Here is a 25,080-nt window from a genome sequence, read left to right on the forward strand (position 1 = left end):
AGGCATCCTTTCCGTGACCGCCACCCGAGTCCTCGTCCTCAACTCCGGCTCCTCGTCGGTGAAGTACCAGCTGCTCGACATGCGCGACGGCACCCGGCTCGCCGCCGGCCTCGTCGAGCGCATCGGCGAGGAGACCTCACGCCTGAAGCACACGCCGCTGCTCGGCGGGGGCGAGGAGCCCCGTGAGCAGAACCGGCCGATCGCCGACCACGAGGAGGCCCTGCGGGCGGTCGCCGACGAGCTGGACCGGGACGGGCTCGGCCTCGACTCCCCCGAGCTGGCCGCGATCGGCCACCGCGTGGTCCACGGCGGTCTCTTCTTCAGCGAGCCGACCGTGATCGACGACGCCGTGCTCAAGGAGGTGGAGCGGCTCATCCCGGTGGCGCCGCTGCACAACCCGGCGAACCTGACGGGCATCCGCACGGCGATGGCGCTCCGCCCCGACCTGCCGCAGGTCGCGGTCTTCGACACGGCGTTCCACACGACCATGCCGGAGTCCGCGGCGCGCTACGCGATCGACGTGAAGACCGCCGACGAGCACCGCATCCGCCGCTACGGCTTCCACGGCACGTCGCACGCGTACGTGTCCCGCAAGGCGGCGGAGCTGCTCGGCAAGGAGCCGGAGGAGGTCAACGTCATCGTCCTGCACCTGGGCAACGGGGCCTCGGCCTCCGCAGTGCGCGGCGGGGTGTGCGTGGACACCTCCATGGGTCTTACGCCACTGGAGGGCCTGGTGATGGGTACCCGTTCAGGAGACGTCGACCCGGCCGTCATCTTCCATCTGATGCGGGTGGGCAACATGTCCGCGGACGAGATCGACGTCCTTCTCAACAAGAAGAGCGGCCTGGTCGGTCTCTGCGGCGACAACGACATGCGGGAGATCCGGCGCCGTGTCGACGCGGGCGACGAGGAGGCGCGGCTCGCCTTCGACATCTACATCCACCGCCTGAAGAAGTACATCGGCGCCTACTACGCGGTGCTCGGCCGGGTGGACGCGATCGTGTTCACCGCGGGGGTCGGTGAGAACGCGGCCCCGGTGCGGGAGGCTGCGGTCGCGGGCCTGGAGGAGCTGGGGCTCGCGGTCGACGGCGCGCTCAATTCCGTACGTTCCGACGAAGCCCGGATCATCTCGCCCGAGTACGCCCGGGTCGCCGTCGCTGTGGTGCCCACGGACGAGGAGCTGGAGATCGCGCAGCAGACCTACGCACTGGTCGCCCCGGCGGAGAATCGCCACGCCTGAGCACCCGCCCGCCCATTTGTAGATTCCACCAGACGGAATATTCCGTAGCGAAACAAACCGATAGGATCGCCCCCATGCGCCGTTCCAAAATCGTCTGCACGCTGGGCCCCGCCGTCGACTCCGAAGAGCAGCTCGTCTCGCTGATCGAAGCCGGTATGAATGTGGCCCGCTTCAACTTCAGCCACGGCACGCACGCCGAGCACCAGGGTCGCTACGACCGGGTGCGGGCCGCCGCCGAGAAGACCGGCCGCGCGGTGGGCGTCCTCGCCGACCTCCAGGGGCCGAAGATCCGCCTGGAGACCTTCGCCGAAGGCCCCGTCGAGCTGGTGCGCGGTGACGAGTTCACCATCACCACCGAGGACGTGCCCGGCGACAAGTCGATCTGCGGCACCACCTACAAGGGGCTGCCGGGTGACGTCTCCAAGGGCGACCAGGTCCTGATCAACGACGGCAACGTCGAGCTCAGGGTCGTCGAGATCGAGGGCCCCCGCGTCAAGACGATCGTCGTCGAGGGCGGCGTCATCTCCGACCACAAGGGCATCAACCTGCCCGGCGCGGCCGTCAACGTCCCGGCCCTGTCCGAGAAGGACATCGAGGACCTGCGCTTCGCCCTGAAGATGGGCTGCGACATGGTCGCCCTGTCCTTCGTGCGCGACGCCGCCGACGTGAAGGACGTCCACAAGGTGATGGACGAGGAGGGCCGCCGGGTCCCCGTCATCGCCAAGGTGGAGAAGCCGCAGGCCGTCGCCAACATGGAGGGCGTCGTCGCGGCGTTCGACGCCGTCATGGTCGCCCGTGGCGACCTGGCCGTCGAGTACCCGCTCGAAAAGGTCCCGATGGTGCAGAAGCGCCTCGTGGAGATGTGCCGCCGCAACGCCAAGCCGGTGATCGTCGCGACCCAGATGATGGAGTCGATGATCACCAACTCGCGCCCCACGCGCGCCGAGGCGTCCGACGTCGCCAACGCGATCCTGGACGGTGCCGACGCGGTCATGCTCTCCGCCGAGTCGTCCGTGGGCGCGTACCCGATCGAGACCGTGAAGACGATGTCGAAGATCGTCCGCGCGGCCGAGGAGGAGCTGCTCTCCAAGGGCCTCCAGCCGCTCGTCCCGGGCAAGAAGCCGCGTACGCAGGGCGGTTCGGTGGCCCGTGCCGCCGCCGAGATCGCCGACTTCCTGGACGGCAAGGCGCTGGTCGCCTTCACGCAGTCCGGTGACACGGCCCGCCGGCTCTCCCGCTACCGCGCGGCGCAGCCGATCCTGGCGTTCACCACGGACGAGGACACCCGCAACCAGCTCTCGCTGAGCTGGGGCGTCGAGTCGTACGTCGTGCCGCACGTGGACAACACGGACGGCATGGTCGAGCTGGTCGACGCCGAGCTGGTCAAGCTGAACCGCTTCAACGACGGCGACGTCGTGGTCATGACGGCCGGTTCGCCCCCCGGCGTGCCCGGCACCACCAACATGGTCCGGGTGCACCACCTGGGCGGCGTCGCCCGCGACTGACGCGGAGCCGCGCACCACGCGCCGAGGGCGCCTCCTGTACGGAACAGGGGGCGCCCTCGGTGTTTTCTGCGGCTCCCGGAACGGGCTCTTGGTGGTGCGCGGGTCAGCTGTCCTCGATGGTGGAGCGCAGACCGGGCACGTGCAGGTTCCCGCCGAACTGCGCGGCCTGCGTGACCTTCACGTTGGTGAAGTACAGGATCGGCAGGTTGATCGGCGGCGGGTTCTCCGCGTTGAACGTCGCGGGGATGAGCCCGAGCAGATTGCCCGAGAGCTCCTCCGTGTACATCGTCGTTTTGCCGCCCGTGATGGTGGACGTGGAGCCCTTGTCCGAGCGGATGTGGAAGGACTTGCCGTTCGGGCCGGGGGCGATCTGGTGCAGGTCCCCGATGTCCGTACCGTTGGAGATGACGTACTTCATGACGCGCTTGGTGGAGCCGTCGGCCATCCGGACGTCCACGAGGCCCTGGTAGTCCGCGCCCTTCAGCAGGAGCGAGCTGGCCTCCAGCTGCCACGACTTGTCCGGCAGCTGGACCGGGGTGTTCTCGTCGGCGCCCTCGGCGTCGGTGGCGACAGGACAGTTCTCGGGGATGCCACTGGCGCTCGGGGACGGGGTCGCCGCCTCCTCCGCCTTCTTCCTGGCGTCCTCGGTGGCCTTGTCGAGGCCGTCCTTGGTCTTCTCGACCGTGTCACCGGCCTTACCGGTGGTGCCCTCGACGGCGTCACCGACGCCGCCGACGGTGTCCTTCACGGCGGAGCCGAGCCCCTTGGAGTCCTCGGTGCCCTTGGTGTCCTTGGTGTCCCCGGTGTCCTCGGGGGCCGTCGAGGAGGACTGCGACTGGGAGGCCGACGGGGTCGGAGCCGGGCTCGCCGTCTCCTTGTCCTTCGGCGTGAACAGGTCCTTGAGCGCGTCACCGAGGCCCAGGGGATCGAGCGGGTTCTTGGTCTCGGAGGCGGAGGGGGACGGCGTGGCGGTGTCCTGAGCCGCCTTGCTGTCCTTGCTCTCCGCGGTGCCCTTGTTCTCCGTGGCGCCCTTGCTCTCCGTGGCGTCCGCGGAGCTGGTCCCGGCGGTGGCCGTGGGCGCGGGCGTGGAGGTGGCCTCGTCCTTGCCCTCGCCCTTGGTGCTGTCCTTGCCGGCGTCCTTCTCGGGGGACGCCGAGGCGGACGGCGTCGGGGTCGCGGACTCCCCGGCCTTGTCCTTGTCGGTGGCGGCCTTGTCGGTGGCGGCCTTGCCGTCCTTGGCGTCGCGCTCCGCCTGTACCGCGTCGGCGCACGCCTTGTAGTCGTCCACCGAGAGCTTGGTGGGGTTGTCCTCCGCCAACGCCAGTGTGGGCGTCAGTCCGATCCCCATCAGTACGGCCGTGGGCATGGCCGCGATGGCTATCGCCTTGCCCGCGGGCATGTGCAACCTGGTGAAAAGATGCTTCCTCGGTGCTGCATGCCGCGGCCCGGTTCTCGCACGGGACTCCCCCGCGGAGTCCTCGTGGTGCACCTCGTCAGCCGGCACGGTGCCTCCCGTTCGTCCCGTTGTCCGGGCTCATCCCTGACTCGTCGTGGTGTGCGCCCGCGACCCGGTAGGTGGCGCCCTTGACGGGCGGCACGGCGGCCGCATCCTCCGGCCCGGCATCGTCGGCGTCCGCTGCCGGCGCCTTCTCCTGCGGCTTGTCCTTGGTCCAGGAGACGGCGAGGGCGCCGCCGATCAAGGCCAGCAGGAAGCCGATGACGAATCCGCCGAAGTTGGAGACGACAAGGGAGACCAGGGCGAGCAGGATCGCCGCGACGCCCGCGAAGACGCGGGACTGGTACTGGAACCACATCGTGAGGCCGAGCACGACGAGCAGGACACCGATGATCAGCGAACCGGCACCGGCCGTGGTGGCCATCCGGATCGTCATCGTGCCGAGCGTCAGGTTCGCGTACGGGAAGTACATGATCGGGATGCCGCCGAGCACGGTCAACAGGCCTGCCCAGAAGGGCCGTTGCCCGCGCCAAGTGCGGAACGTCCGGCGTGCGTGGCCGAACCTGTCGCCCATTCCTGCTTGCGCTTCGGCGCTCATGTCGTACAGCTCCTCAGGACTGGCGTTTTGTTCGGTGGTGATGTGCGCGCTCCGGGCACGGGGACCTCGGCCGAATCGTGCGGGCCGTGCCCCCGCGCCCTTGCGTGAGACGCGTTACGGCTGAGGGATCGCTAGGCGGTGAGGCCTAGAAGCACTCGATGCCCTTGCCGCTGCCCCTGTGCAGGCTCATGTTCAGCCCGTTGAGCTTGAAGGTGCCGGCACTCGTTGCCCAGGCCGTCTGCTCGACGCCCTTCAGGTTGGCGTGCGTCGCCTCCTGAGCGAATCCGTTCGGGTCGGACTGCTCCTTGCCGCCCTTCATGCCGGGGCCCTTGCTGGAGGACCCGGCGGCGACACCGATGTTGATGTCACTGAACTCGGCGTCCGCCTTGAGCTGCGCGACGTCGATGTAGATCGTGTCGGCGTGCGCCGGCTTACCGCCGCCACCGGCCTTCAGCTTCAGCGTGACATCACCGAGACCCGGCACGTGCGTCACCACGGACTGGCACATGTCGGTGAGGTCGGCCGAGTTGAACGCGGAGACCGAGACCGGGTGAGGGGTCCCGTTCTTCTCGGCGTCGATCGCGCCGTACTGGATCATGCCATCGGCGTCGAGCTCCTTGACCTTCACCTTGAAGGACTGACCCGACACACTGAACGATGCCGCAAGCGCGCCCTGCGAGAGGGCGACACCTATCGCGGCTGTAGCCGCGACGCTCGGCACCATGACTACGGCGAACCGCTTCCATCTGGTTCCACCACGAGTCACGGAATTCATGACTTTCCTCCTTCTCGGACGTACATCTCCGGCCCTGACTGCCACTTTCGGCGGCTCAGCCGGGCAGGGATGGGAGAAGTGCTACGTCCTCGGAAAGGAGAGCGCCCGTATCGGAGGCGCGCATCCGCACCTTTTGATCACCGGCGATCACCCCCGAGCGACAACCACTGGTCGCACCTGAACCATCACGCGCAACCCGCTGGACAGGCTCAACCAAAAATGGCCGAGACCCCCCTGTCCCAGACCGACGGCGCTCCCCAAGGCTTCACCGCCGACCTGCCCGGTGGGGACCCACCACCTCCACTTGTCCGATTGGCTGTCGGATGGTGGGGAGTGGACCGAGCGTGCCCGATCGTGGTGCATTCCAGGCGCTCGCACAAGGGGGATCGTTACTCACGGGTAACGGACGGATAACCGAACATCGACTGGCCGACATCGGTCGGCAACGCAGGGTGCCCCCGACGGAGACTTTAAAGTGGTTGATTCCGGTACATAGTCGGGCGGAAGGACGCTTCCGACTTACTCCAAGTAACAGCGGCCGCGTTTACCAAGTTTTGGTAAAGCGCGGCCGCTGTGCGTCTCTGAGGGCAGAATTTTCACCCCGGCATCACAAGCCGTGGGGTTTAGGAACAGGTCACTGCCAGCTCAGAAGAGAACCCGGGCCAGAGCCGTACGGGCGGTGGTCACCCGGGGGTCGTCGGCCCCGACGATCTCGAACAGTTCCAGGAGCCTGACCCGTGCCGCGTTCCGGTCGTCGCCGGCCGAGCGGGCCACGGCGTCGACCAGCCGGCCGAAGGCGTCCTGCACATGGCCGCCCACCAGGTCGAGGTCGGCGGCGGCGATCTGCGCGGCCACGTCACCCGGCTTGTCGGCGGCGTCCTTGCGGACCGCCTGCGGGTCCAGGCCCTGTACGCGCTGGAGCAGCTCGGCCTGGGCGAGGCCGACCTTGGCCTCGGTGTTCGCGGGGTCGTCGCTGAGCACGTTCTTGTACGCCTGGACGGCGCCCGCGAGGTCGCCCGCGTCGAGGGCCCGGACGGCCGCTTCGAGGAGCGCGTCATAGGGACCGACCGGCACCTGTGCGACCGGTGCGGCCTCCTCCGCGTCCCCGTCGACGACGATGCCAGTGAGTCCGAAGCGCTCCTCGGCCACCTGGATCAGCTGGTCGAGGGTGCCGCGGATCTGGGCCTCGGGCGCCGCGCCCTGGAAGAGGGGCAGCGCCTGCCCGGCGACGACGGCGAACACGGCCGGAATCCCCTGGACCCCGAACTGCTGCATCAACATCTGGTTGGCGTCTACGTCGATCTTGGCGAGCACGAAGCGGCCGCTGTACTCGCCTGCGAGGCGCTCCAGCAGCGGGCTCAGCTGCTTGCAGGGCTCGCACCACTCGGCCCAGAAGTCGATGACGACGGGCACTTCGGTGGAGCGCTGCAGGACATCGCGCTCGAAGTCGGCCTCGCTGACGTCGAAGACGAGGCTCGACGGGGAGACGGCCCCGCCACCGCCCTGGCGGGCCGCTTCGGCGCGCGCCTGCTCCGCCTTGGCCTTGGCCTCCTGGGCCGCCTTCACCGCGGCGAGATCGACGACTCCGCTCATGGACATGTTCCGTGGCTGCATGCGTGCATTCTCCCCCTTCCGCGGTCGGTTGTGGGCCGGGTCCCCTCCGTCGCCTCCCGCCGGATTGCGAGACGCAATAAGAGACACGGAGCGGACTCGGCCTGATACTTCCTGATGCTTCGGCACCGGGTCCCCACCCGGCACCAGTGGTTGCCGCTCGTTCGTCCACGACTCGGGGTGCAGATCCGAGACAGCCGTACGAGATCGAGCTTTCGCTACGAGTCGTAGCGTAACTGGTCCGGGGTGCGGCACCGGAGGGCCCCCCGGAGTGATCTGCCTCACCCGCGCCATCTTTCCTACTGGCCGGTATGGTCGGTGACCATGCAGAGCCGCACGCCGTCCCCGCCAGGTCGACTCGGCCGACCGCGGTCCGCGGCGGCGGACGAGGCGATCCTCGAGGCCACGCGTGCGGCGCTGGTGGATCTCGGCTGGTCGAAGCTGACGCTGGGCGATGTGGCGATGCGGGCGGGCGTCGCGAAGACGACGCTGTACCGACGGTGGGCGGGCAAGAACGAGCTCGTGGTGGACGCGGTGGCGGTGCTCTTCGATGAACTCGAACTCCCGGACAGAGGTTCCCTGGCCGCCGACATCGAGGGCGTGGTGCTCCAGTTCGCGGCGATCCTGGACCGGCCGGAGACGAAGACGGCGCTGATGGCGGTGGTCGCCGAGTCCACCCGGGACGAACCCCTGCGCGAACGCATCCGGACCTCGATCGTGGACCGGCAGAAACGTCTCGTCCTGGAGGGACGGGCCCGCGCCGAGCGCCGCGGCGAGCTGCCCGCGGCGCCCGACCCGTGCGTCGCCGCGGCGACGGCGGACCTGATCTTCGATGTGGCGGCGGGCGCGGTGGTCCATCGCACGCTGGTGAGCGCGGAGCCGGTGGACGGGGAGTGGGTACGCCGGTTCACTGCGCTGCTGCTGGGCGGGTTGGCGGCGGCGTCGGGCTGACGCCCCGGGTGTCGGCACCGGAGAACCCCGGCACACGTCGGCGTACCGGGAGTCGTTCCGCCCTCCCCGACGGTTCGCACCGGACGGTGAACGGCGTCCGGTGCCCCCTCCCGGCTCAGACCTGATAGCGCCCCGGCGCGAACAGCCCGAGGTTCTCCGCCACCCACGCGGACGTCCGCTTCAGCCCCTCCTCCAGCGAGAACTCGGGTTCCCACCCGGCCCACTCGCGCGCCCGCGTGTTGTCCGACAGCAGCCGGTGGACCTCGCTCCCGGAGGGACGGAGCCGGGCCGGGTCGACGACGACCCGGGCGTCGCGGCCCGACGCCTCGATGAGCGCCTGCGCCAGATCGCCGATCGAGATCTCCTGGCCGGTGCCCAGGTTGACCACCTGGCCCAGCGCCCGGTCGCACGCGGCCACCGCCATGAACCCCCGCGCCGTGTCGGAGACGTACGTGAAGTCGCGGGTCGGGGTGAGGGAGCCCAGTTTGATCTCCCGTACCCCGGCGTGCAGTTGGGCCAGGATCGTCGGGATCACGGCCCGCGCCGACTGCCGTGGCCCGTACGTATTGAAGGGCCGCACCACGGTCACCGGCAGCTCGAAGGCGTGCCAGTGGGAGAGCGCCGTCATGTCGGCGCCGATCTTCGACGCGGAGTACGGGGACTGGGGCTGGAGGGGGTGGTCCTCGGAGATCGGGGCCGTGAGCGCCGTGCCGTAGACCTCGCTGGTCGAGGTGTGGACGAGGCGGCGGACGGAGTGGCGGCGACAGGCCTCGGCCACGTTCTCCGTGCCGACCACGTTCGTCTGGACGTAGGCGCCCGGGGAGTCGTACGAGTACGGAATGCCGATCAGCGCGGCCAGGTGGAAGACCGTGTCGCAGCCGGCGACGGCGTCGCAGACCCGGCCCGGGTCGCGGACGTCACCGGCGAGGAGTTCCACACGGGGGTCGTCGAGGAGGTGGGCGAGGTGGCCCTTCTCGGCGTACGGCTTGTAGTGGACGAAGGCGCGGACGTGCGCGCCCGCGTCGAGGAGCAGGTCGACGAGGGTCGAGCCGATGAAGCCTTCGGCCCCGGTGACGAGAACCGTGCGGCCTGCCCAGGCGGAGGTGGTGGGTCGGATGGTCATATGTGCTGCAACTCCCTTGAGTGTCCTGCCAGTTCGAGTACGTGTCGGGCCAGGAGGTCGGCCGCCCTGGCGTGCGGGCCCGATGGCGCGGCCGCCGACATCGCCGCGAGCCGCGCCGGGTCGGCGAGGAGCGGTTCGGTGAGGGCGGCGAGGGCCTCGGGCGTGGTGTCCGCGTCGGGCAGCAGCAGTCCCGCGCCCGCGTCGGAGAGGACCCGCGCGTTGTGGGTCTGGTGGTCGCCCGGCGCGTGCGGATAGGGGACGAGGACGGCCGGGACCCGGACCGTGGCGAGTTCGGCGACGGTCGCGGAGCCGGCCCGGCACACCACCAGGTCGGCGGCTGCGTAGGCGAGGTCCATCCGGTCGAGGTAGGGCACGGCGACGGCGTCGGTGCCGGACAGCCTGCGCCGGGTCTCCTCCAGGGCGGCCGGGCCCGTCTTGATGAGGAGGTGGAGGTCGGGGCGGCCGTGCCAGCGCGCGGCCAGGCCGACCGCCGCTTCCGTGAGGCGGGCCGCGCCGAGGCTGCCGCCGTTGACGAGGACGAGCCGGGCGCCGACGGGGACGCCGAGTTCGCGTCGGGCGGCCTCGCGCAGCGCGGGCCGGTCGAGGTCGGCGAGGGCGGCGGCGATCGGCATGCCGGTGGTGAACGCCCGCTCGCCGCCCGGGAGATGGGCCCTGCTGCGGTCGAAGGCGACGGCGATGTGCGGGGTGAGGCGGGCGGCGAACCGGTTGGCGCGGCCGGGGACCGCGTTGGACTCGTGGATGAGGCTGGGCAGCCCGGCCATCCGGGCGCCGACGATGACCGGTGCGCTCGGGTAGCCGCCCATGCCGACGGCGACCTGGGCGCCCTGTTCGCGCAGGATGGTCCGGCACTGGGCGCCGGAGCGCACGAGGTCGGCAGGGAGCAGGTAGCGGCGGGCGCCGAGGGAGGGGTCGAACGGGATCATGTCGACGGTGTGGAGGCGGTGCCCGGCGGCCGGGATCAGCCGGGTCTCCAGGCCGCGTTCGGTGCCGACGAACGAGATCACCGCGTCGGGGGCGGCCCGGCGCAGCGCGTCGGCGAGGGCGAGTCCGGGGTAGATGTGTCCGCCGGTGCCGCCCGCGCCGATGACGACGGACAGAGGGGTGCGCAGGGCGCTGCGCGAGTCGCTTCGCATGAGAAGTGAGCGTCGCGGGGCGCTCTAAGAGGGTTTTAAGAGCGGGGTTTGGCAGCCTTTGTGCCATGACAACAGCGAGCGCGCACGGCGCGTCCCGGATCCTGGTCGTGGACGACGACCCGGAGGTCCGTTCGGCCGTCGAGGACGCGCTGACGGTGGAGGGCTACCGGGTGGCGTCCGCGCCGGACGGTCAGCGGGCGCTGAGCGCGCTGGCCCGCTGGGAACCGGACGCGGTGGTGCTCGACGTGATGATGCCGGTCCTGGACGGGCTCGCGGTGTGCCGCCGGATGCGGGCCGTGGGGGACCGCACGCCGGTGCTCGTCCTCACCGCGCTGGACTCGGTGAGCGAGCGGGTGGACGGTCTGGACGCGGGCGCGGACGACTATCTGGTGAAGCCGTTCGCGCTGGACGAGCTGGCGGCGCGGGTGCGGGCGCTGCTGCGGCGGGCGGCCCCCGATCCGCTGCCGGACGACTCGCCGGGCACGCTCGCCCACGGGGACCTGACCCTCGACCCGCAGACGCGTACGGGCCGGCGCGGCGGCCGGGCCCTGGAGTTCAGCCGCACGGAGTTCGCCCTCCTGGAGGTCCTGGTGCGCAACGCCGGGCAGGTGCTGCCGCGCGAGCTGATCCAGGAGGCGGTGTGGGGCCGGGACTTCGGGCCCGACTCCAACTCCCTCGCCGTGTACGTGGGGTATCTGCGGCGGAAGTTGGAGGGCCCCGGGGAACCGCGTCTGGTGCACACGGTCCACGGTGTCGGCTACCGGCTCGGCACACCGTGAGCCGGGGCCGCGGCCGGGGCGGGAGCCGGGCCCGGATCAAGGACCGTACGCCGCTGCGCACCCGGCTCGCGCTGCTCGCCTGCGGCACGGTCGCGCTGATCACGGTGGGCGTGTGCGCGGCCTCGTACGCGGTGATCCGCTACGAGCTCGGCCACCAGCTCGATCTGCAGCTCACGCAGGCGGCGACGCTGGCCACGCGGCAGAACCGGGGCGAGCCGCCGGGCGTGCTGGCCGGTGAGTGCCGCTACCTGGCGGCGCCGGCCTGCGCCCAGCTCGTGCCCGCCGACCCGGCGGACGATCCCGGGCCGCCGTACCTGCTGCCGGTCACCGGCGCCACGCGCGCGGTCGCGGCGGGCACGCGCGCCCCGTACTACACGGACCTCGCCCTCCAGGGGCATCGGGTGCGGATGCTGACGACGCCGTACCCGGCCGGGGGCGCGGACCAGGCCCTTCAGGTGGCGCTGCGCTCGGACACGACGGCGAAGGGGCTGCGGCAGGCGACGGCGCTGCTGGCCGCGATCAGCGCGGCGGGGGTCGCGGTCGCGGCGGCGGGCGGGTACTGGGTGGCGCGGCGGGGTCTCGCGCCGGTCGCCCGGCTGACGGCGACGGCGGAGCGCATCGCGGCGACGCGCGACGCCCGTACGCGGATCGATCTGCCGCCGGGGCGGCGGGACGAGGTGACGCGGCTGGCCGCCTCGTTCAACACGATGCTGGGTGAGCTGGAGGACTCGGTGACGGCTCGCCGCCGTCTCGTCGCGGACGCCTCCCACGAACTGCGTACGCCGCTGACGGCCCTGCGCACCAACGCCGAGCTGCTGGCCAGGGCCGAGCGGCTGACGCCCGCGCAGCGCGACCGGGCCTCGGCCGCGCTGGGCCGTCAGATCCATGAGGTGACGTCCCTGGTCAACGACTTGATCGAGCTGGCCCGCGACGAGGAGCCGCGCCCGCTGGTCGAGGAGGTCGCGCTGGCCCCGCTGGTGACGCACGCGGTGGAGGCGGCGCACGCCCACTGGCCGCAGGTCGCGTTCCGGCTCACGGTGCTGCCGGAGGCGGCGCAGGTCACGCTGCCCGGCGTGCCGTCCCGGCTCTCCCGGCTCCTGGCGAACCTGCTCGGCAACGCCGCCAAGTTCACCCCGCCGGGCGGCGCCCCCGTCGAGGTGACGCTGTCGGCGCGGGACATCACGGTCCGGGACCACGGCCCGGGCATCGCCGCCCAGGACCTCCCCTATGTCTTCGACCGCTTCTACCGGGCCGAGGCGTCCCGCGCGCTGCCCGGTTCGGGGCTCGGCCTGGCGATGGCCCGGCAGATCGCGCGGGCGCACGGATCGGAGCTGACGGCGGAACAGGCGCCGGGGGGCGGGGCGCTGTTCCGCGTGACGTTCCCGGCCGACGCGGTCCGATCGCTGTGACGCGCCCCTCCCAGGGGCGCGGGGTTGGGTCGGCTTGCGTCTGCGGCCCGGCGGGGGCTGATCGCGAGTCCCCCCGCACTCCTGGGGCGTGCGGCTCGCCGCGGCCCCTGGGGGCGCGGGGAACCGCGCGAGAAACCCCACCGGGCGGAAGGCCGCCCACGCACCACGGACACCCGCACCACGGACCCCCGCGGCGCGGATCGCCCGCCCCCCGGACTAGAACCCGGCCGGCTCCGTATACACGCCCCACTCCTCGCGGAGCACCCCGCAGATCTCGCCCAGCGTCGCCTCCGCGCGCACCGCGTCGAGCATCGGGGCGATCATGTTGGAACCGTCCCGGGCCGCGCCCAGCATCCGCTCCAGCGCGGCGCGCACCGCGGCGTCGTCCCGGGCCGCCTTCCGGTCGGCGAGGGCCCGCACCTGGTCGCGCTCCACCTCGTGGCTGACCCGCAGGATCTCCAGGTCGCCGGTGACGGAGCCGTGGTGGACGTTGACACCCACGACCCGCTTGTCGCCCTTCTCCAGCGACTTCTGGTACTGGAAGGCGGACTCGGCGATCTCGCCGGTGAACCAGCCGTCCTCGATGCCGCGCAGGATGCCGGAGGTGACCGGGCCGATGGGGTGCTGCCCGTCGGGGTGCGCCCGCAGCCCGCGCTCCTTGATCTGGTCGAAGATCTTCTCCGCGTCGGCCTCGATCCGGTCCGTGAGCTGCTCCACGTACCAGGCACCGCCCAGCGGGTCCGCGACGTTGGCGACGCCGGTCTCCTCCATCAGCACCTGTTGCGTGCGCAGCGCGATCTCGGCGGCCTGCTCGCTGGGCAGGGCGAGGGTCTCGTCGAGGGCGTTGGTGTGCAGGGAGTTGGTGCCGCCGAGCACGGCGGCGAGGGCCTCGACCGCGGTCCGTACGACGTTGTTGTACGGCTGCTGGGCGGTCAGCGAGACACCGGCGGTCTGGGTGTGGAAGCGCAGCCACTGCGCCTTGTCGGTCCGCGCCCCGTAGATGTCGCGCATCCAGCGGGCCCAGATCCTGCGGGCCGCGCGGAACTTGGCGATCTCCTCGAAGAAGTCGAGGTGCGCATCGAAGAAGAAACTGAGGCCAGGCGCGAAGACGTCCACGTCGAGGCCGCGCGCGAGGCCCAGCTCGACGTATCCGAACCCGTCGGCGAGGGTGTACGCCAGCTCCTGCGCGGCCGTGGAGCCCGCCTCGCGGATGTGGTAACCGGAGACCGAGAGCGGTTTGTACGCGGGGATGGCGGTGGCGCAGTGCTCCATCAGGTCGCCGATCAGGCGCAGATGCGGCTCGGGCTGGAAGAGCCACTCCTTCTGCGCGATGTACTCCTTGAAGATGTCGGTCTGGAGCGTGCCGTTGAGGACGGCCGGGTCGACGCCCTGCCGCTCGGCGGCGACCAGGTACATGCAGAAGACGGGGACGGCCGGGCCGCTGATCGTCATCGACGTCGTGACCTCGCCGAGCGGGATGCCCTGGAAGAGGATCTCCATGTCGGCGGCCGAGTCGATGGCGACGCCGCAGTGCCCGACCTCGCCGAGCGAGCGCGGGTCGTCGGAGTCGCGCCCCATCAGCGTGGGCATGTCGAAGGCGACGGAGAGCCCGCCGCCGCCCGCCGCCATGATCATCTTGTACCGCTCGTTGGTCTGCTCGGCGTTGCCGAACCCGGCGAACTGGCGGATGGTCCAGGTGCGCCCCCGGTACCCGGTCGGATGCAGGCCGCGCGTGAACGGGTACTCCCCGGGCCAGCCGATACGCTCGAACCCCTCGTACGTGTCCCCGGGCCGGGGCCCGTAGACCGGCTCGACCGGATCCCCGGAGAGCGTCGTGAAGTCGGCGTCCCGCTTCCGTGCGGAGTCGTACCGGGCCTGCCAGCGACGGCGGCCCTCTGCGATGGCGTCAGCGTCCATGCTTCCCATGCCGACCAATTTACTTGGACGTCCTAGTAAATGTCGATGGGCGACGGCCATACCGGCGAGACAGCACCCGGGACAGCGAGTCCGAGGCGACCGGTTAGTCTCGTTCGCATGAAGAAGAGCGTCCTGACCCGTTACCGAGTGATGGCCTATGTCACCGCTGTTCTGCTCGTCCTGCTGACCTTGGGTGTCATCGGCAAGCGGCTGCTGCATCTGGACGGCTTCGGCCCGTTCGTGACGGTGGTGGGCATCGCTCACGGATGGCTCTACGTCATCTACCTGGTGTGCGCGTTCGACGTCTGCACGAAGGCCAAGATGCCCCTGGCCCGGATGGGCTGGGTCCTTCTGGCGGGCACGATTCCCACCGCGGCGTTCTTCGTGGAGCGCAAGGTGACGCGCGAGGTCGAGCCTCTCGTCCGCAAGGACAGCGCTCACCGTCCCGCCACGGCCTGACCGCCGGGCGTCCGACGGCCGGACCATAGCGCTGTTCTGCTACCTCACCGCACGATGGAGTGGCACTGCGCCGCGCGCTGCCGGCCGTTGACGTAGAACCGCGCGCACGCCTTGCCGTACTTCGGCAGGGTCTGCGGCGCGTTGCTGCGCAACGGGTCTCCCTTGCACTCGTTGTGCGTCCTGCCACGCGAGGACCGGTACGTCCGCCCGTTCGTGTCGGCGTACGTGAAGTCCATCCTCCAGTTGCAGAACTTGGAGAACGTGGCGGCCAGGCCGATGCAGTCCACCCCCGCGAACTCGGTTCTGATGTGCCTCCCGGACCCCTTGATGGTGTGGGTCAGGAAACACCCGACGGGGACCTTGACGCCGACGCCGTGCATGTCATAGCTGAAGGTGCCGACCGCCGTGGTCCCGGTGGCACTGGCCTGCGCCGCGCCCGCTCCTCCCAGAGTCACGGCCGCCGCGATCAAGGCTGCGGTTCCAGCGGTGAGAGCACGGCGCGCGAAACGCGGAATGCCGACCAAAGTGTCCCCCTGCGAGGTACGTCGCTACCGGCTGCCGGGCGACAGCCGACCCCGAGCGTTCCACGGGCTCCTGGAGGGCCAACGTTCCTGCGGGCCGGGAGGGCAGGGGGTTCACCTGTAGGTGGGAGCGCACACTCGCGCCACGCGCGCTGTCATTCTTCGTCGAAGTCGCGCGCCGCGACCCGCAGCGGTCGCAGCATCGCGAAGATCTCCGCGCACTCCTCCGCGTCGTAGACCCCGAGGCCGAAGTCCATCGCCATCAAGTCGCGCGTCGCCGATTCGACGACCTCGCGGCCCTTTTCGGTGATGGTGGCCAGCGTGCCGCGGCCGTCGTTGGGGTTGGGGCGCTTGTCGACCAGGCCCGACCTCACCAGCCGGTCGACGGTGTTCGTCACCGAGGTCGGGTGCACCATGAGGCGCTCGCCGATCTTCGACATGGGCAGCTCGCCCGCCTTGGAGAACGTGAGCAGCACCAGCGCCTCGTAGCGCGCGAAGGTCAGTCCGTAGGGCTTGACGACGGCGTCGACCTCGCCGAGGAGGATCTGGTGCGCGCGCATGATCGAGGTGATCGCGCCCATGGAGGGCACGGACCCCCAGCGCTGCTTCCAGAGTTCGTCGGCGCGGGCGATCGGATCGAAGGCAAGACTGAGCGGCTTCGGCACGCTTCGACCTTACCGGCCGGTCACATGGTGGTCAGCCCCGTCTCGCTCTTTGGCCGGTCGGCCGCGCCGGGAGTCCGTTCAGCCGTCGGCAAGGTGCCGCTCGACCGTCGCCACCTTCGACGTCAGGCCGTCGGTGACGCCGGGCCGGATGTCGGCCTTCAGCACCAGCGACACCCGGGGCGCCCGCGCCTCGACCGCCGCGACGGCGCGCCCGACGACGTCCATGACCTCGTCCCACTCGCCCTCGACGGAGGTGAACATCGCGTCGGTGCGGTTCGGCAGACCGGAGTCGCGGACCACGCGGATCGCGTCGGCCACGTACTCCCCCACGTCCTCGCCGACGCCGAGCGGGGTGACGGAGAAGGCGACGATCATGCGTTGACGATCCCTTCCTGGCGGGCGCGGGCGGCGATCACCGTGCTGACCGCGTGGTCGGCCTCGCGCTTGAGCTTGCGCTCGGCGAAGAAGCCGCCGGTCGGCAGGACGGAGAGGACGAAGTAGAGGGCCGCCCGGCCGAAGCTCCACTTCGTACGGTTCCAGGCGTCCAGCCAGAAGACCACGTAGAGCACGAAGAGGATGCCGTGGACCGCGCCCATCACCGGCACCGCGTTGAACTCGGTCGTCCGCTTCAGCACCGAGCAGACGAGCAGCAGGAGGAAGGAGACGGCCTCCGGCGCGGAGACCAGACGGAGGCGGCGGAGGGCGGAGGCGGTCTTGATGTCCACGGGGCACCTTCGGCAGAAGCGGCGGGCGGGCGTTGATCTTGTGAACCTGCGCACAAGCGTTCCTCATTGTGGCATCGCCGCCCTCGGGGCCTGTCGGCGGGCTCCCCGGGGCGGTTACCTTCGGTCCGTGGCAACGTTCCGGCTCCAGGGCAGCAAGATGCTCGCCGTCTCCATGACGGGCGACAGTGTGAAGGCGAAGAACGGATCGATGGTCGCGTACGACGGCCGGATGGCGTTCAAGAAGCTCAGCGGCGGCGGTGAGGGGATACGCGGGATGGTGACGCGCCGCATCACCGGTGAGCAGATGGTGGTGATGGAGGTGAAGGGGCAGGGGACCTGCTGGTTCGCGGACCGGGCCAGTGAGATCAACCTGGTGGAGCTGCGCGGCGACAAGCTCTTCGTCGAGTCGAGCAATCTGCTGTGCACGGACGCCGCGCTGCGCACCGGCACGAGCTTCACCGGGATGCGCGGCGCCTCGCAGGGCAACGGGCTGTTCACCACGACCGTGGAGGGGCACGGGCAGGCCGCGATCATGAGCGACGGCCCCGCCGTGGCGCTCCGGGTCAGCCGCGAGCACCCGCTGACCGTCGACCCGGGCGCGTACATCGCGCACCAGGGCAGCCTGCACCAGACGTTCCAGTCGGGCGTCACCTTCCGTACGTTCTTCGGGGAGGGCGGCGGCGAGGCGTTCCAGATCCGGTTCGAGGGCGACGGGCTCGTCTACGTACAGCCCAGTGAGCGCAACACGATCGCCGGGGATGTGTGAGATGCCACCGTCGAACTTCCGTGAGATCAACTCGAAGATGATCGAGGCGACCGTACTGCCCGGGCAGCGCCTCTACAGCCAGCGCGGCGCGATGCTCGCGTACAAGGGGGACGTCTCCTTCACCCCCAACGTGCAGGGCGGGCAGGGCGGGGTGATGTCCATGCTCGGCCGGCGGGTGGCCAATGAGGCGACGCCGCTGATGACCGTGGAGGGCAGCGGGACCGTGCTGTTCGGGCACGGCGGGCATCACGTGCAGGTGATCACGTTGTCGGGCGACACCTTGTACGTGGAGGCGGACCGGCTGCTCGCCTTCGACGGCTCGCTCCAGCAGGGGACGATGTTCATGGGCGCGCAGGGCGGCGTCATGGGCATGGTCCGCGGGCAGGTCAGCGGGCAGGGGCTGTTCACGACGACGCTCAAGGGCCAGGGGTCCGTGGCGGTGATGGCGCACGGCGGCGTCATTGAGGTGCCGATCACGCCGCAGAGCCCGGTGCACGTCGATCCGCAGGCGTACGTCGCCCACCACGGGGACGTGCGCAACAAGCTGTCCACGGCCCTCGGCTGGCGGGACATGGTGGGCCGCGGCAGCGGCGAGGCGTTCCAGCTGGAGCTCAGCGGGAGCGGCGCGGTGTACGTCCAGGCGTCGGAGGAGAAGCTGTGAGCGGCCCTGTGGTCTTCGACCCCCTGACGTTGCCGGTCGACGACAACGTGAACGCGTACACCTTCTGTGTGGAGCTCAAGAGCAGTCAGTGGTTCCTGCAGAAGGGCAAGATGATCGCCTACTACGGGCGGATGGAGTTCAACGGCATCGGGCACGGCCGGCTCGACCGGCTCGTGCGCACCTCGTTCCACTCGCCGTTGCACGCGAGCGACTGGGTGGTGGCGGAGGGCAGCGGCAAGATGCTCCTCGCGGACCGGGCCTTCGACGTGAACTCGTACGACCTGGATGACGGCAATCTGACCATCCGAGCGGGCAATCTGCTTGCTTTTCAGCCAACTCTCGCGCTGAAGCAGTCGATCGTGCCGGGCTTCCTGACGCTCATTGGCACCGGCAAATTCGTGGCGGCCTCCAACGGGCCCGTGGTCTTCATGGAACCGCCCGTCCGCGTCGACCCGCAGGCCCTGGTCGGCTGGGCGGACTGTCCTTCGCCGTGCCACCACTACGACCACGCGTATCTGACCGGCGTGATCGGCGGTCTACGTGCGATGACGGGCGTCGGCGGGGTCTCCGGCGAGGAGCACCAGTTCGAGTTCGTCGGCGCCGGGACGGTGCTGCTCCAGTCGAGCGAGGCGCTGATGCCGGAGCGGATGACGGGTGACGTGCCTCACCAGGCGGGCGTCCCCGGCGGCGGTCCGGGTGCGGGCGCAGGTCAGCCACCGGCACCGCGTCTTCCCGGACAGCTGGGAGACCTCCAGCGTCGCTTCGGGCTGTGAGCGGTAGTCTGCGGAGTGTGACGTCGAACGCGTGACCCCTTTCCGTGCGGTCCTTGAACACGGGGGGTGGGAGGCGTCACAACCCCCACATTCGTTCACCTTTCAACTTCTTAGGTAGAATCGATTCCATGGAGACCGAAACGGCCCCGCAGTGGCTGACCGACGCGGAACAGTGCGCCTGGCGCACCCACCTGGAGGTCAACAGGCTGCTCAACTACCAGCTGGAGAAGGATCTCCAGCCCTTCGGCCTGACGATGAACGACTACGAGATCCTGGTGAACCTCTCCGAGGCCGATGACCACCGGATGCGGATGAGCGACCTGGCTGCGGCGACCCTGCAGTCGAAGAGCCGGCTCTCGCACCAGATCACCCGCATGGAGAACGCGGGCCTGGTGCGCCGCGAGAACTGCGAGTCGGACCGGCGCGGCCTCTACACCGTGCTGACCGACTTCGGCCTGGAGACCATGCAGAAGGTCGCCCCGCACCATGTGGCGTCCGTGCGCCAGCACTTCGTCGACCTCGTCCCGCCGGAGGATCTGGGCAACCTGGAGAAGGCCCTCGCACCCATCGCCGACCATCTGCGTTCGCAGCGCGGCAAACCGTGACAGCTGCGAATCCCCTGGGTCACGGAGGAACGCCGACCTTCTCCGTGACCCCCTTCTAACGCACCGTTTTCCCCAACTGATCAACAGGCAGCCCGAGTTCGAACAGGGCTCCGCCGCCGGGCGCGGCGCGCACGGTCAGCGTGCCGCCGTGCCGCACGGCCACATCCCGGGCGATGGCGAGGCCGAGACCGGCCCCGCCGCCGTCCCGGGAGCGTGCGTCGTCGAGCCGTACGAACCGCTCGAAGATCCGCTCCCGCTCACCCTCCGGTACGCCGTCCCCATCGTCGGCGACCCCGATGACCACCCAGCGCCCCGAAGCGTCGCGCGGGGCCAGCGTGACCCGGACGCCGGTACGGGCGTGCCGCTGCGCGTTGTCCACCAGATTTCCGAGCACCCGCGCCAACTGGCCACGGGACCCGGTGACTTGGGCCCCGCCTCGGAGCTCCACGGCGACCGGGAGACGGTCGCCGGTCCGCTGGGACAGCTCCTCGCGGACCAGGGCGGCGAGGTCGACCTGCGCGCCGCCCGGCTTCTCCCCCGCGTCGAGACGGGCCAGCAGAAGCAGATCGGCGGCCAGTTCCTGGAGCCGTACGGTGTCCTCGACGGCGCCCTCCACATCGAGCAACTCCGGGTGCGCGGCGCCGACTTCGAGCTGGGTGCGCAGACTCGCGATGGGGCTGCGCAGCTCGTGCGAGGCGTCCGCGACGAACCGGCGCTGCCGCTCGACGGAGTCCTCCAGAGCCGCGAGCGTCTCGTTCGTCGTCCGCGCGAGCCGCGCCACCTCGTCATGGGTCTCCGGCTCTGGCACCCGGCGCGCCAGGTCCTGGGACGCGGTGACGGCGGCCATCTCGGCGCGGATGCCCTCGACCGGCCGCAGCGCGCGCCGGGTCACCAGCCAGGTGACGCCGCCCACGACGACGAGCAGCACCGGGAACCCGATCAGCATGGCGGTCAACGCCGTGGAGACGGCGCCCTGTTCGGCCGAGAGCGGGGCGCCCGCGTACACGGTCAGCTCGCCGTACGCGGTGTCCTCCACCTCGACCGCGGCGAACCGGTAGTCGGCGCTCTCGCCGTCGACGGTCGCACTGCCCCCGCTGTACCCGGTGGAATCGGAGACCTTGCCGCGCCCCGCCCCGTCGTCGCCCCCGTCCTCGTCGCCGGCCGCGGCCTCGACGGGCTCGACCGCGCTCGTGCCGGCCCCGGCGATCCGTTCCAGGTCGTCGGAGGCGGCCAGCAGCCTCCCGTCCTCGTCGAGGACCTGCACCGGCTGGTCCTCGTCGTCCAGGTCCAGGGTGTCGGGGGCGGCCCCGGTGGCCAGGGCCGTGGCGACGCGGCGCGCGCCCGAGTCGGCGGCGCTGCCCGCCTGTTCGGTGAGGTTGGTGCGCAGCGCGAGCAGTACGGCGGTACCGGCCGCGACCAGGGCGACCGCGACGACGAGGGTGGCGGCGAGCGCCGCGCGCGCCCGCACCGAGCCGAGGACCCGCCTCACCGGGGAAGCTCCAGCCGGTAACCGGCGCCGCGCACGGTGTGGATGAGGGAGGCGTCGAGCTTGCGGCGCAGGGCGCTGACGTAGACCTCGACGATGTTCGGATCGCCCTCGTAGGCGAAGTCCCAGACGTGTTCGAGGATGTCGCCCTTGGAGACGACCTCGCCGGCCCGCAGCACCAGGTGCTCCAGGACGGAGAACTCCTTGGCGGTCAGGGCGACTTCACCGTGCTCGGCGTGGGTGACCCGGCGGGCCGCGGTGTCCACCTCGTACGGCCCCACGGTGTGCAGCGGCGAGGCGCTGCCCCGGCGCCGCAGCAGCGCCTTCACCCGGGCGACGAGGACGACGTACGAGAAGGGCTTGGTCAGGTAGTCGTCGGCGCCCGTGTCGAGCCCCTCGGCCTCGTCGTACTCGCCGTCCTTCGCGGTGAGCATCAGGATCGGCACGTCGTGGCCCGCGGCGCGCAGGGCGGCGCAGACGCGGTAGCCGTTCATGCCGGGCAGCATGATGTCGAGGACGACCAGGTCGTACGTTCCCTCGGTCGCGCGGTGCAGCCCTTCGAGTCCGTCGTGGACCGCGTCGACGGTGTACCCCTCGGCGGTGAGCCCCTTGGCCAGCGACAGGGCGAGCCGCTTCTCGTCCTCGACGATCAGGATTCGAGAGGGGTGGCGCGCAGCGCCTAGGGCGGGGTGGTGGTGGGAGACGGGTGGGGGCATGTGAGCCAGGGTCTCAGGCCGAACCTGAAGACCTCTTCAGGCTCCTTCAGCGGGGCTTCAGGATCGCTCGGGCAGATTGGTTCCTGTCGCAAGGACCCGACCGGTGCACTCCACCGGACGACGAACTGGAGCACCTCATGAAGCGCCGTACGACCGTTGTCTCCGCCATCGCCGCCGTCGCTCTGCTGGGCGCGGGCACCGCCACCACGGTGGCCGTCGCCGACAGCGCGCCGTCGGACTCGTCGGGCCCGCAGTCGAGCGTGCGGGTCAAGGACGACGGTGTCAGCGACGCGCAGGAGAACGCCAACGAGGTGAAGGGCGCGAAGGTCAGGGCCGAGGGCGCGATCGCCGCCGCCCTGAAGCACACACCGGGCACGGCGTCGGGCGCCGATCTCGACTCCGACGACGGCCGCCTGGTCTGGGAGATCGACGTCATCAGCGGCGGCAGGACCTGGCACCACGTCGATGTCGACCCCGGCACGGGCAAGGTGCTCGGCTCGCACGTCGAGAAGGCCGACTCCGACGACGCCGCCGAAGCGGCCCGCGTCGCCGCCGCGCTGAAGGGCACGTCGACCTCCGCCGAGGACGCGGCCCGCGCCGCGGCCGCCAAGGGGACGGTGACCTCGGTGGACGCGGACGACGACGGCTCGGTCACGACCTGGGAGGCCGAGACGGTCTCGGCCAACGGGAAGCAGCAGGACTGGCACGTGGACCTCCGGTCGGGCGCGGTGACGGTGGACCACTCCGCGGACGACGAGGGTGACGACGGCGACGACGACTGACCCGCCCGGGGCGCCCGCCCCGAGCCGGCGCGCGGGTCACGGGGGCCTGGTCCCGGCCCCCGCCCCTCAGACGCCGGAGGGTCTGGAGGCGGTGGCGGTGGCGGGCAGCGGCTTCGGTGCCCGCCGCACCATCGTGACCAGCCCCGCCAGCAGCGGGGCCGTCGCCGCCACCGCGAAGCAGACGGACAGCGGGAGCCGGCCCACCAGGAGCCCCACACCGGCGGTGCCGGCCGAACTCCCCGCGTTCACGGCGGTGTTGACCCAGGCGCCCGCCTGGGTACGCAGGCCCGGGTCCACCGCCTCGTCCGCGATGAGGTAGGCGGTCGTCAGAGCCGGCGCGACGAACAGGCCCACGACCGCCGCCGCCACCGCGAGGACGAGCAGCCCGGGGGCGAGGGCCGCGCCCCCCAGGGCGGCCGCGAGACCGAAGGCCAGCAGGGTCAGCCGCCTGCGGGCGGGGATCCGCCAGTCGACGGCGCCGTTGACGAGGCCGCCCACCGCGCTGCCGGCCGACAGGGCCGCCAGCACCCAGGCCGCCGCGTCGGCCCGCCCGCTCTCCTCGGCGAAGGCCAGCACGAGCAGATCGGCCGCGCCGAGCGCGATGCCGACCCCGAGCGTCACGAGCACGGGGCGCCCGATCCGGCCCACGACCCGGGTCCGCTCCCGGCGCCGCGGACCGGCCGGGACCACCGCCCCGACCATGGGTGAGGCCACGAAGACCAGCGTGCCCACCGCGACGAGCCCGGCGCTCAGGGCGACACCGAGCGCGGCGGGCGCGAACAGCACGAGCACGCCCACGAGCAGCGGCCCGGACACGAAGAGCAGCTCCTCGGCGACCCCGTCGAGGCTGTAGGCGCGCTGCAACAGCCTGCGGTCGGGCAGCAGTTGAGACCAGACGGTACGCATCGTCGGACCCAGCGGCGGCGTCGCGGCCCCGGCGCACAGGGCCACCGCGACGAGCAGCCACCCTGGCGCCCCGGTCCGCCAGGTCAGGGCGGCGAGCACGCCGAGCAGGGCCGCGTAGCCGAGGGCCATCGGGGTCAGCGCGCGGCGCGGCCCGTACCGGTCGATGAACAGGGCGCGCAGCGGCGACAGGAAGACACTGGCGGCGCCGAAGACCGCCATGACGGTGCCGGCGACGGCGTAGGAGCCGGTGGCGGCCTTGACCGCGAGCATCAGGGAGAGGGAGACGGTCCCGTACGACAGCCGTCCGAGCAGGGCGGCGCCAAAGGTGCGCAGGGCATACGGGGTCCGCAGGACAGCGGCGTACATGATGGATTTCCTCCGGGCACGGGTGAGAACTCAACGGGGCGTCGACGCACCGGAGTTCTATGCACGGAGGAAAGTCATGCGGACACGTTAGCAGTGGCTCAGGGACCACAGAAGGGCACAGCGGAAACCGGCTCGGCTCGGTTCAGCCCGGTTCGGTTCCGTTCAGTTCCCGGTGAGTCCCTCGACGAGTTCGTCCGCGGCACGGTAGGGGTCAAGCTCCCCGGCGACGATCCGCTCGGCCAGTGCGCCGAGCCTGCGGTCGCCGGAGAGGTCGCCGATCCGCTCCCGCAGGGCGGTCACCGCGATCGTCTCGACCTCGCGGGCGGCCCGCGCCGCCCGGCGCTGGAGAAGCACCCCGCGCTCCTCCATCCACGCCCGGTGCTTCTCCAGCGCCTCGACGACCTCGTCGATGCCCTCGCCGCGCGCCGCGACGGTCTTCACGATCGGCGGGCGCCAGTCGCCGGGGGCCCGCGCCTCGCCGAGGCCGAGCATGTGGTTCAGCTCGCGCGCGGTGGCGTCGGCGCCGTCCCGGTCGGCCTTGTTGACCACGTACACGTCACCGATCTCCAGGATCCCGGCCTTGGCGGCCTGGATGCCGTCGCCCATGCCGGGGGCGAGCAGTACGACGCTCGTATCGGCCTGCGAGGCGATCTCGACCTCGGACTGGCCCACGCCGACGGTCTCCACCAGGACGACGTCGCAGCCGGCGGCGTCCAGGACGCGGATCGCCTGGGGCGCGGCCCAGGCGAGTCCGCCGAGGTGCCCGCGGGTGGCCATCGAGCGGATGTAGACGCCCGGGTCGGAGGCGTGATCGGACATCCGGACCCGGTCGCCGAGGAGTGCGCCGCCGCTGAACGGCGAGGACGGGTCCACGGCCAGGACACCGACCCGCCTGCCGATCCTTCGGTACGCGCTGACCAGCGCCGATGTCGACGTGGACTTGCCGACGCCGGGCGATCCTGTGAGTCCGACCACGTACGCGTTCCCGGAGAGCGGGGCGAGTGCGGCCATGACTTCACGCAGCTGCGGGGACGCCCCCTCCACCAGCGAGATCAGCCGGGCCACGGCGCGCGGCCTGCCCTCTCTCGCCTGGGCGACCAGCGTGGGGACGTCCTGCATCACAGCTCCGTT

General features: G+C 71.1%; 26 protein-coding genes. 11 read left to right on the plus strand and 15 right to left on the minus strand.

What is annotated here, in order from left to right; translation table 11 throughout:
• Positions 1-13 precede the first annotated feature (13 nt).
• Both ACZ45E_RS30355 and pyk read left to right on the plus strand, forming a co-directional pair.
• Positions 14-1,240 carry an acetate kinase gene (locus ACZ45E_RS30355; RefSeq protein ID WP_468226664.1) on the plus strand — a complete coding sequence of 409 codons (1,227 nt, stop codon included), beginning with the start codon at positions 14-16 and terminating at the stop codon, positions 1,238-1,240.
• Positions 1,241-1,314: 74 nt separating this feature from the next.
• Positions 1,315-2,745: a pyruvate kinase gene (gene pyk, locus ACZ45E_RS30360; protein WP_468226666.1), complete on the plus strand. Its 1,431-nt coding sequence runs from the start codon at positions 1,315-1,317 to the stop codon at positions 2,743-2,745.
• Positions 2,746-2,848: 103 nt separating this feature from the next.
• On the opposite strand, the gene ACZ45E_RS30365 is transcribed toward pyk, so the two are convergent.
• The 4 genes from ACZ45E_RS30365 to ACZ45E_RS30380 form a co-directional block, all read right to left on the minus strand.
• A complete protein-coding gene (locus tag ACZ45E_RS30365) occupies positions 2,849-4,144 on the minus strand; it encodes a hypothetical protein (RefSeq protein WP_468226669.1) in 1,296 nt (431 codons plus the stop codon).
• A gap of 94 nt (positions 4,145-4,238) precedes the next feature.
• Positions 4,239-4,799, minus strand: coding sequence for a DUF6114 domain-containing protein (locus tag ACZ45E_RS30370; RefSeq protein ID WP_468226672.1), 561 nt, complete (start codon positions 4,797-4,799; stop codon positions 4,239-4,241).
• A gap of 145 nt (positions 4,800-4,944) precedes the next feature.
• On the minus strand, positions 4,945-5,574 hold the full coding sequence (locus ACZ45E_RS30375) for a DUF6230 family protein (protein ID WP_468226673.1): 630 nt from the start codon (positions 5,572-5,574) through the stop codon (positions 4,945-4,947).
• A 645-nt stretch (positions 5,575-6,219) separates the two neighbouring features.
• Entirely contained in the window at positions 6,220-7,188 is a 969-nt protein-coding gene (locus ACZ45E_RS30380) for a tetratricopeptide repeat protein (protein WP_468226676.1), read from the minus strand.
• A gap of 321 nt (positions 7,189-7,509) precedes the next feature.
• Here ACZ45E_RS30380 and ACZ45E_RS30385 point away from each other — a divergent pair, with 321 nt between their 5' ends.
• Positions 7,510-8,136 carry a TetR/AcrR family transcriptional regulator gene (locus ACZ45E_RS30385; RefSeq protein ID WP_468226679.1) on the plus strand — a complete coding sequence of 209 codons (627 nt, stop codon included), beginning with the start codon at positions 7,510-7,512 and terminating at the stop codon, positions 8,134-8,136.
• Between the two features lie 115 nt (positions 8,137-8,251).
• Here the strand turns inward: ACZ45E_RS30385 and ACZ45E_RS30390 are convergent, their stop codons facing one another.
• Positions 8,252-9,259 (minus strand): GDP-mannose 4,6-dehydratase, encoded by a 1,008-nt coding sequence (locus tag ACZ45E_RS30390; protein WP_468226682.1) that lies wholly within the window; start codon positions 9,257-9,259, stop codon positions 8,252-8,254.
• Positions 9,256-10,389, minus strand: a complete 1,134-nt coding sequence (locus ACZ45E_RS30395) for a UDP-N-acetylglucosamine--N-acetylmuramyl-(pentapeptide) pyrophosphoryl-undecaprenol N-acetylglucosamine transferase (RefSeq protein ID WP_468226987.1) — start codon at positions 10,387-10,389, stop codon at positions 9,256-9,258. The genes ACZ45E_RS30390 and ACZ45E_RS30395 overlap by 4 nt, the downstream gene beginning before the upstream one ends.
• An 89-nt stretch (positions 10,390-10,478) precedes the next feature.
• Here ACZ45E_RS30395 and ACZ45E_RS30400 point away from each other — a divergent pair, with 89 nt between their 5' ends.
• Together ACZ45E_RS30400 and ACZ45E_RS30405 are read left to right on the plus strand one after the other, a co-directional pair.
• Positions 10,479-11,192, plus strand: coding sequence for a response regulator transcription factor (locus ACZ45E_RS30400; protein WP_468226685.1), 714 nt, complete (start codon positions 10,479-10,481; stop codon positions 11,190-11,192).
• Positions 11,189-12,601, plus strand: coding sequence for a sensor histidine kinase (locus tag ACZ45E_RS30405; protein WP_468226687.1), 1,413 nt, complete (start codon positions 11,189-11,191; stop codon positions 12,599-12,601). Before ACZ45E_RS30400 ends, ACZ45E_RS30405 begins: the two co-directional genes overlap by 4 nt.
• A 216-nt stretch (positions 12,602-12,817) precedes the next feature.
• On the opposite strand, the gene ACZ45E_RS30410 is transcribed toward ACZ45E_RS30405, so the two are convergent.
• Complete coding sequence (locus ACZ45E_RS30410; RefSeq protein WP_468226990.1) at positions 12,818-14,518, minus strand: acyl-CoA mutase large subunit family protein; 1,701 nt, start codon at positions 14,516-14,518, stop codon at positions 12,818-12,820.
• A 117-nt stretch (positions 14,519-14,635) separates the two neighbouring features.
• On the opposite strand from ACZ45E_RS30410, the gene ACZ45E_RS30415 reads away from it, so the two are divergent.
• The gene (locus ACZ45E_RS30415) at positions 14,636-14,977 is read left to right on the plus strand and encodes a DUF3817 domain-containing protein (RefSeq protein ID WP_468226690.1); all 342 of its coding nucleotides are present in this window, start codon (positions 14,636-14,638) and stop codon (positions 14,975-14,977) included.
• A 44-nt stretch (positions 14,978-15,021) separates the two neighbouring features.
• Here ACZ45E_RS30415 and ACZ45E_RS30420 read toward each other — a convergent pair whose 3' ends face one another.
• The 4 genes from ACZ45E_RS30420 to ACZ45E_RS30435 all read right to left on the minus strand — a co-directional run bounded on the left by ACZ45E_RS30420 (position 15,022) and on the right by ACZ45E_RS30435 (position 16,888).
• Entirely contained in the window at positions 15,022-15,432 is a 411-nt protein-coding gene (locus tag ACZ45E_RS30420; RefSeq protein ID WP_468226692.1) for a hypothetical protein, read from the minus strand.
• 221 nt (positions 15,433-15,653) lie between these two features.
• Complete coding sequence (locus ACZ45E_RS30425) at positions 15,654-16,163, minus strand: MarR family winged helix-turn-helix transcriptional regulator (protein ID WP_468226695.1); 510 nt, start codon at positions 16,161-16,163, stop codon at positions 15,654-15,656.
• Positions 16,164-16,241: 78 nt separating this feature from the next.
• A complete protein-coding gene (locus ACZ45E_RS30430) occupies positions 16,242-16,538 on the minus strand; it encodes an MTH1187 family thiamine-binding protein (RefSeq protein WP_468226697.1) in 297 nt (98 codons plus the stop codon).
• Positions 16,535-16,888 (minus strand): DUF3817 domain-containing protein, encoded by a 354-nt coding sequence (locus tag ACZ45E_RS30435; RefSeq protein ID WP_468226700.1) that lies wholly within the window; start codon positions 16,886-16,888, stop codon positions 16,535-16,537. Before ACZ45E_RS30435 ends, ACZ45E_RS30430 begins: the two co-directional genes overlap by 4 nt.
• Positions 16,889-17,015: 127 nt before the next feature.
• On the opposite strand from ACZ45E_RS30435, the gene ACZ45E_RS30440 reads away from it, so the two are divergent.
• From ACZ45E_RS30440 to ACZ45E_RS30455, 4 genes are all read left to right on the plus strand, one after another.
• Positions 17,016-17,654, plus strand: coding sequence for an AIM24 family protein (locus ACZ45E_RS30440; protein ID WP_468226701.1), 639 nt, complete (start codon positions 17,016-17,018; stop codon positions 17,652-17,654).
• Positions 17,647-18,315, plus strand: coding sequence for an AIM24 family protein (locus ACZ45E_RS30445; protein WP_468226704.1), 669 nt, complete (start codon positions 17,647-17,649; stop codon positions 18,313-18,315). Before ACZ45E_RS30440 ends, ACZ45E_RS30445 begins: the two co-directional genes overlap by 8 nt.
• Positions 18,312-19,088 carry an AIM24 family protein gene (locus ACZ45E_RS30450; RefSeq protein ID WP_468226707.1) on the plus strand — a complete coding sequence of 259 codons (777 nt, stop codon included), beginning with the start codon at positions 18,312-18,314 and terminating at the stop codon, positions 19,086-19,088. Before ACZ45E_RS30445 ends, ACZ45E_RS30450 begins: the two co-directional genes overlap by 4 nt.
• A gap of 128 nt (positions 19,089-19,216) precedes the next feature.
• Positions 19,217-19,693: a MarR family winged helix-turn-helix transcriptional regulator gene (locus ACZ45E_RS30455; RefSeq protein WP_468226710.1), complete on the plus strand. Its 477-nt coding sequence runs from the start codon at positions 19,217-19,219 to the stop codon at positions 19,691-19,693.
• Between the two features lie 55 nt (positions 19,694-19,748).
• Here ACZ45E_RS30455 and ACZ45E_RS30460 read toward each other — a convergent pair whose 3' ends face one another.
• Positions 19,749-21,182 (minus strand): sensor histidine kinase, encoded by a 1,434-nt coding sequence (locus tag ACZ45E_RS30460; RefSeq protein ID WP_468226713.1) that lies wholly within the window; start codon positions 21,180-21,182, stop codon positions 19,749-19,751.
• Positions 21,179-21,895, minus strand: a complete 717-nt coding sequence (locus tag ACZ45E_RS30465) for a response regulator transcription factor (RefSeq protein WP_468226716.1) — start codon at positions 21,893-21,895, stop codon at positions 21,179-21,181. The genes ACZ45E_RS30460 and ACZ45E_RS30465 overlap by 4 nt, the downstream gene beginning before the upstream one ends.
• Positions 21,896-22,032: 137 nt before the next feature.
• Between ACZ45E_RS30465 and ACZ45E_RS30470 the strand changes: the two genes are divergently transcribed.
• Positions 22,033-22,677, plus strand: a complete 645-nt coding sequence (locus ACZ45E_RS30470) for a PepSY domain-containing protein (protein WP_468226719.1) — start codon at positions 22,033-22,035, stop codon at positions 22,675-22,677.
• 66 nt (positions 22,678-22,743) lie between these two features.
• Here the strand turns inward: ACZ45E_RS30470 and ACZ45E_RS30475 are convergent, their stop codons facing one another.
• Together ACZ45E_RS30475 and meaB are read right to left on the minus strand one after the other, a co-directional pair.
• The gene (locus ACZ45E_RS30475) at positions 22,744-23,949 is read right to left on the minus strand and encodes an MFS transporter (protein WP_468226722.1); all 1,206 of its coding nucleotides are present in this window, start codon (positions 23,947-23,949) and stop codon (positions 22,744-22,746) included.
• A gap of 162 nt (positions 23,950-24,111) precedes the next feature.
• Positions 24,112-25,068 carry a methylmalonyl Co-A mutase-associated GTPase MeaB gene (meaB, locus tag ACZ45E_RS30480; RefSeq protein WP_468226725.1) on the minus strand — a complete coding sequence of 319 codons (957 nt, stop codon included), beginning with the start codon at positions 25,066-25,068 and terminating at the stop codon, positions 24,112-24,114.
• Positions 25,069-25,080 lie beyond the last annotated feature (12 nt).

The organism is Streptomyces sp. NPDC030991 (genome assembly GCF_055571235.1).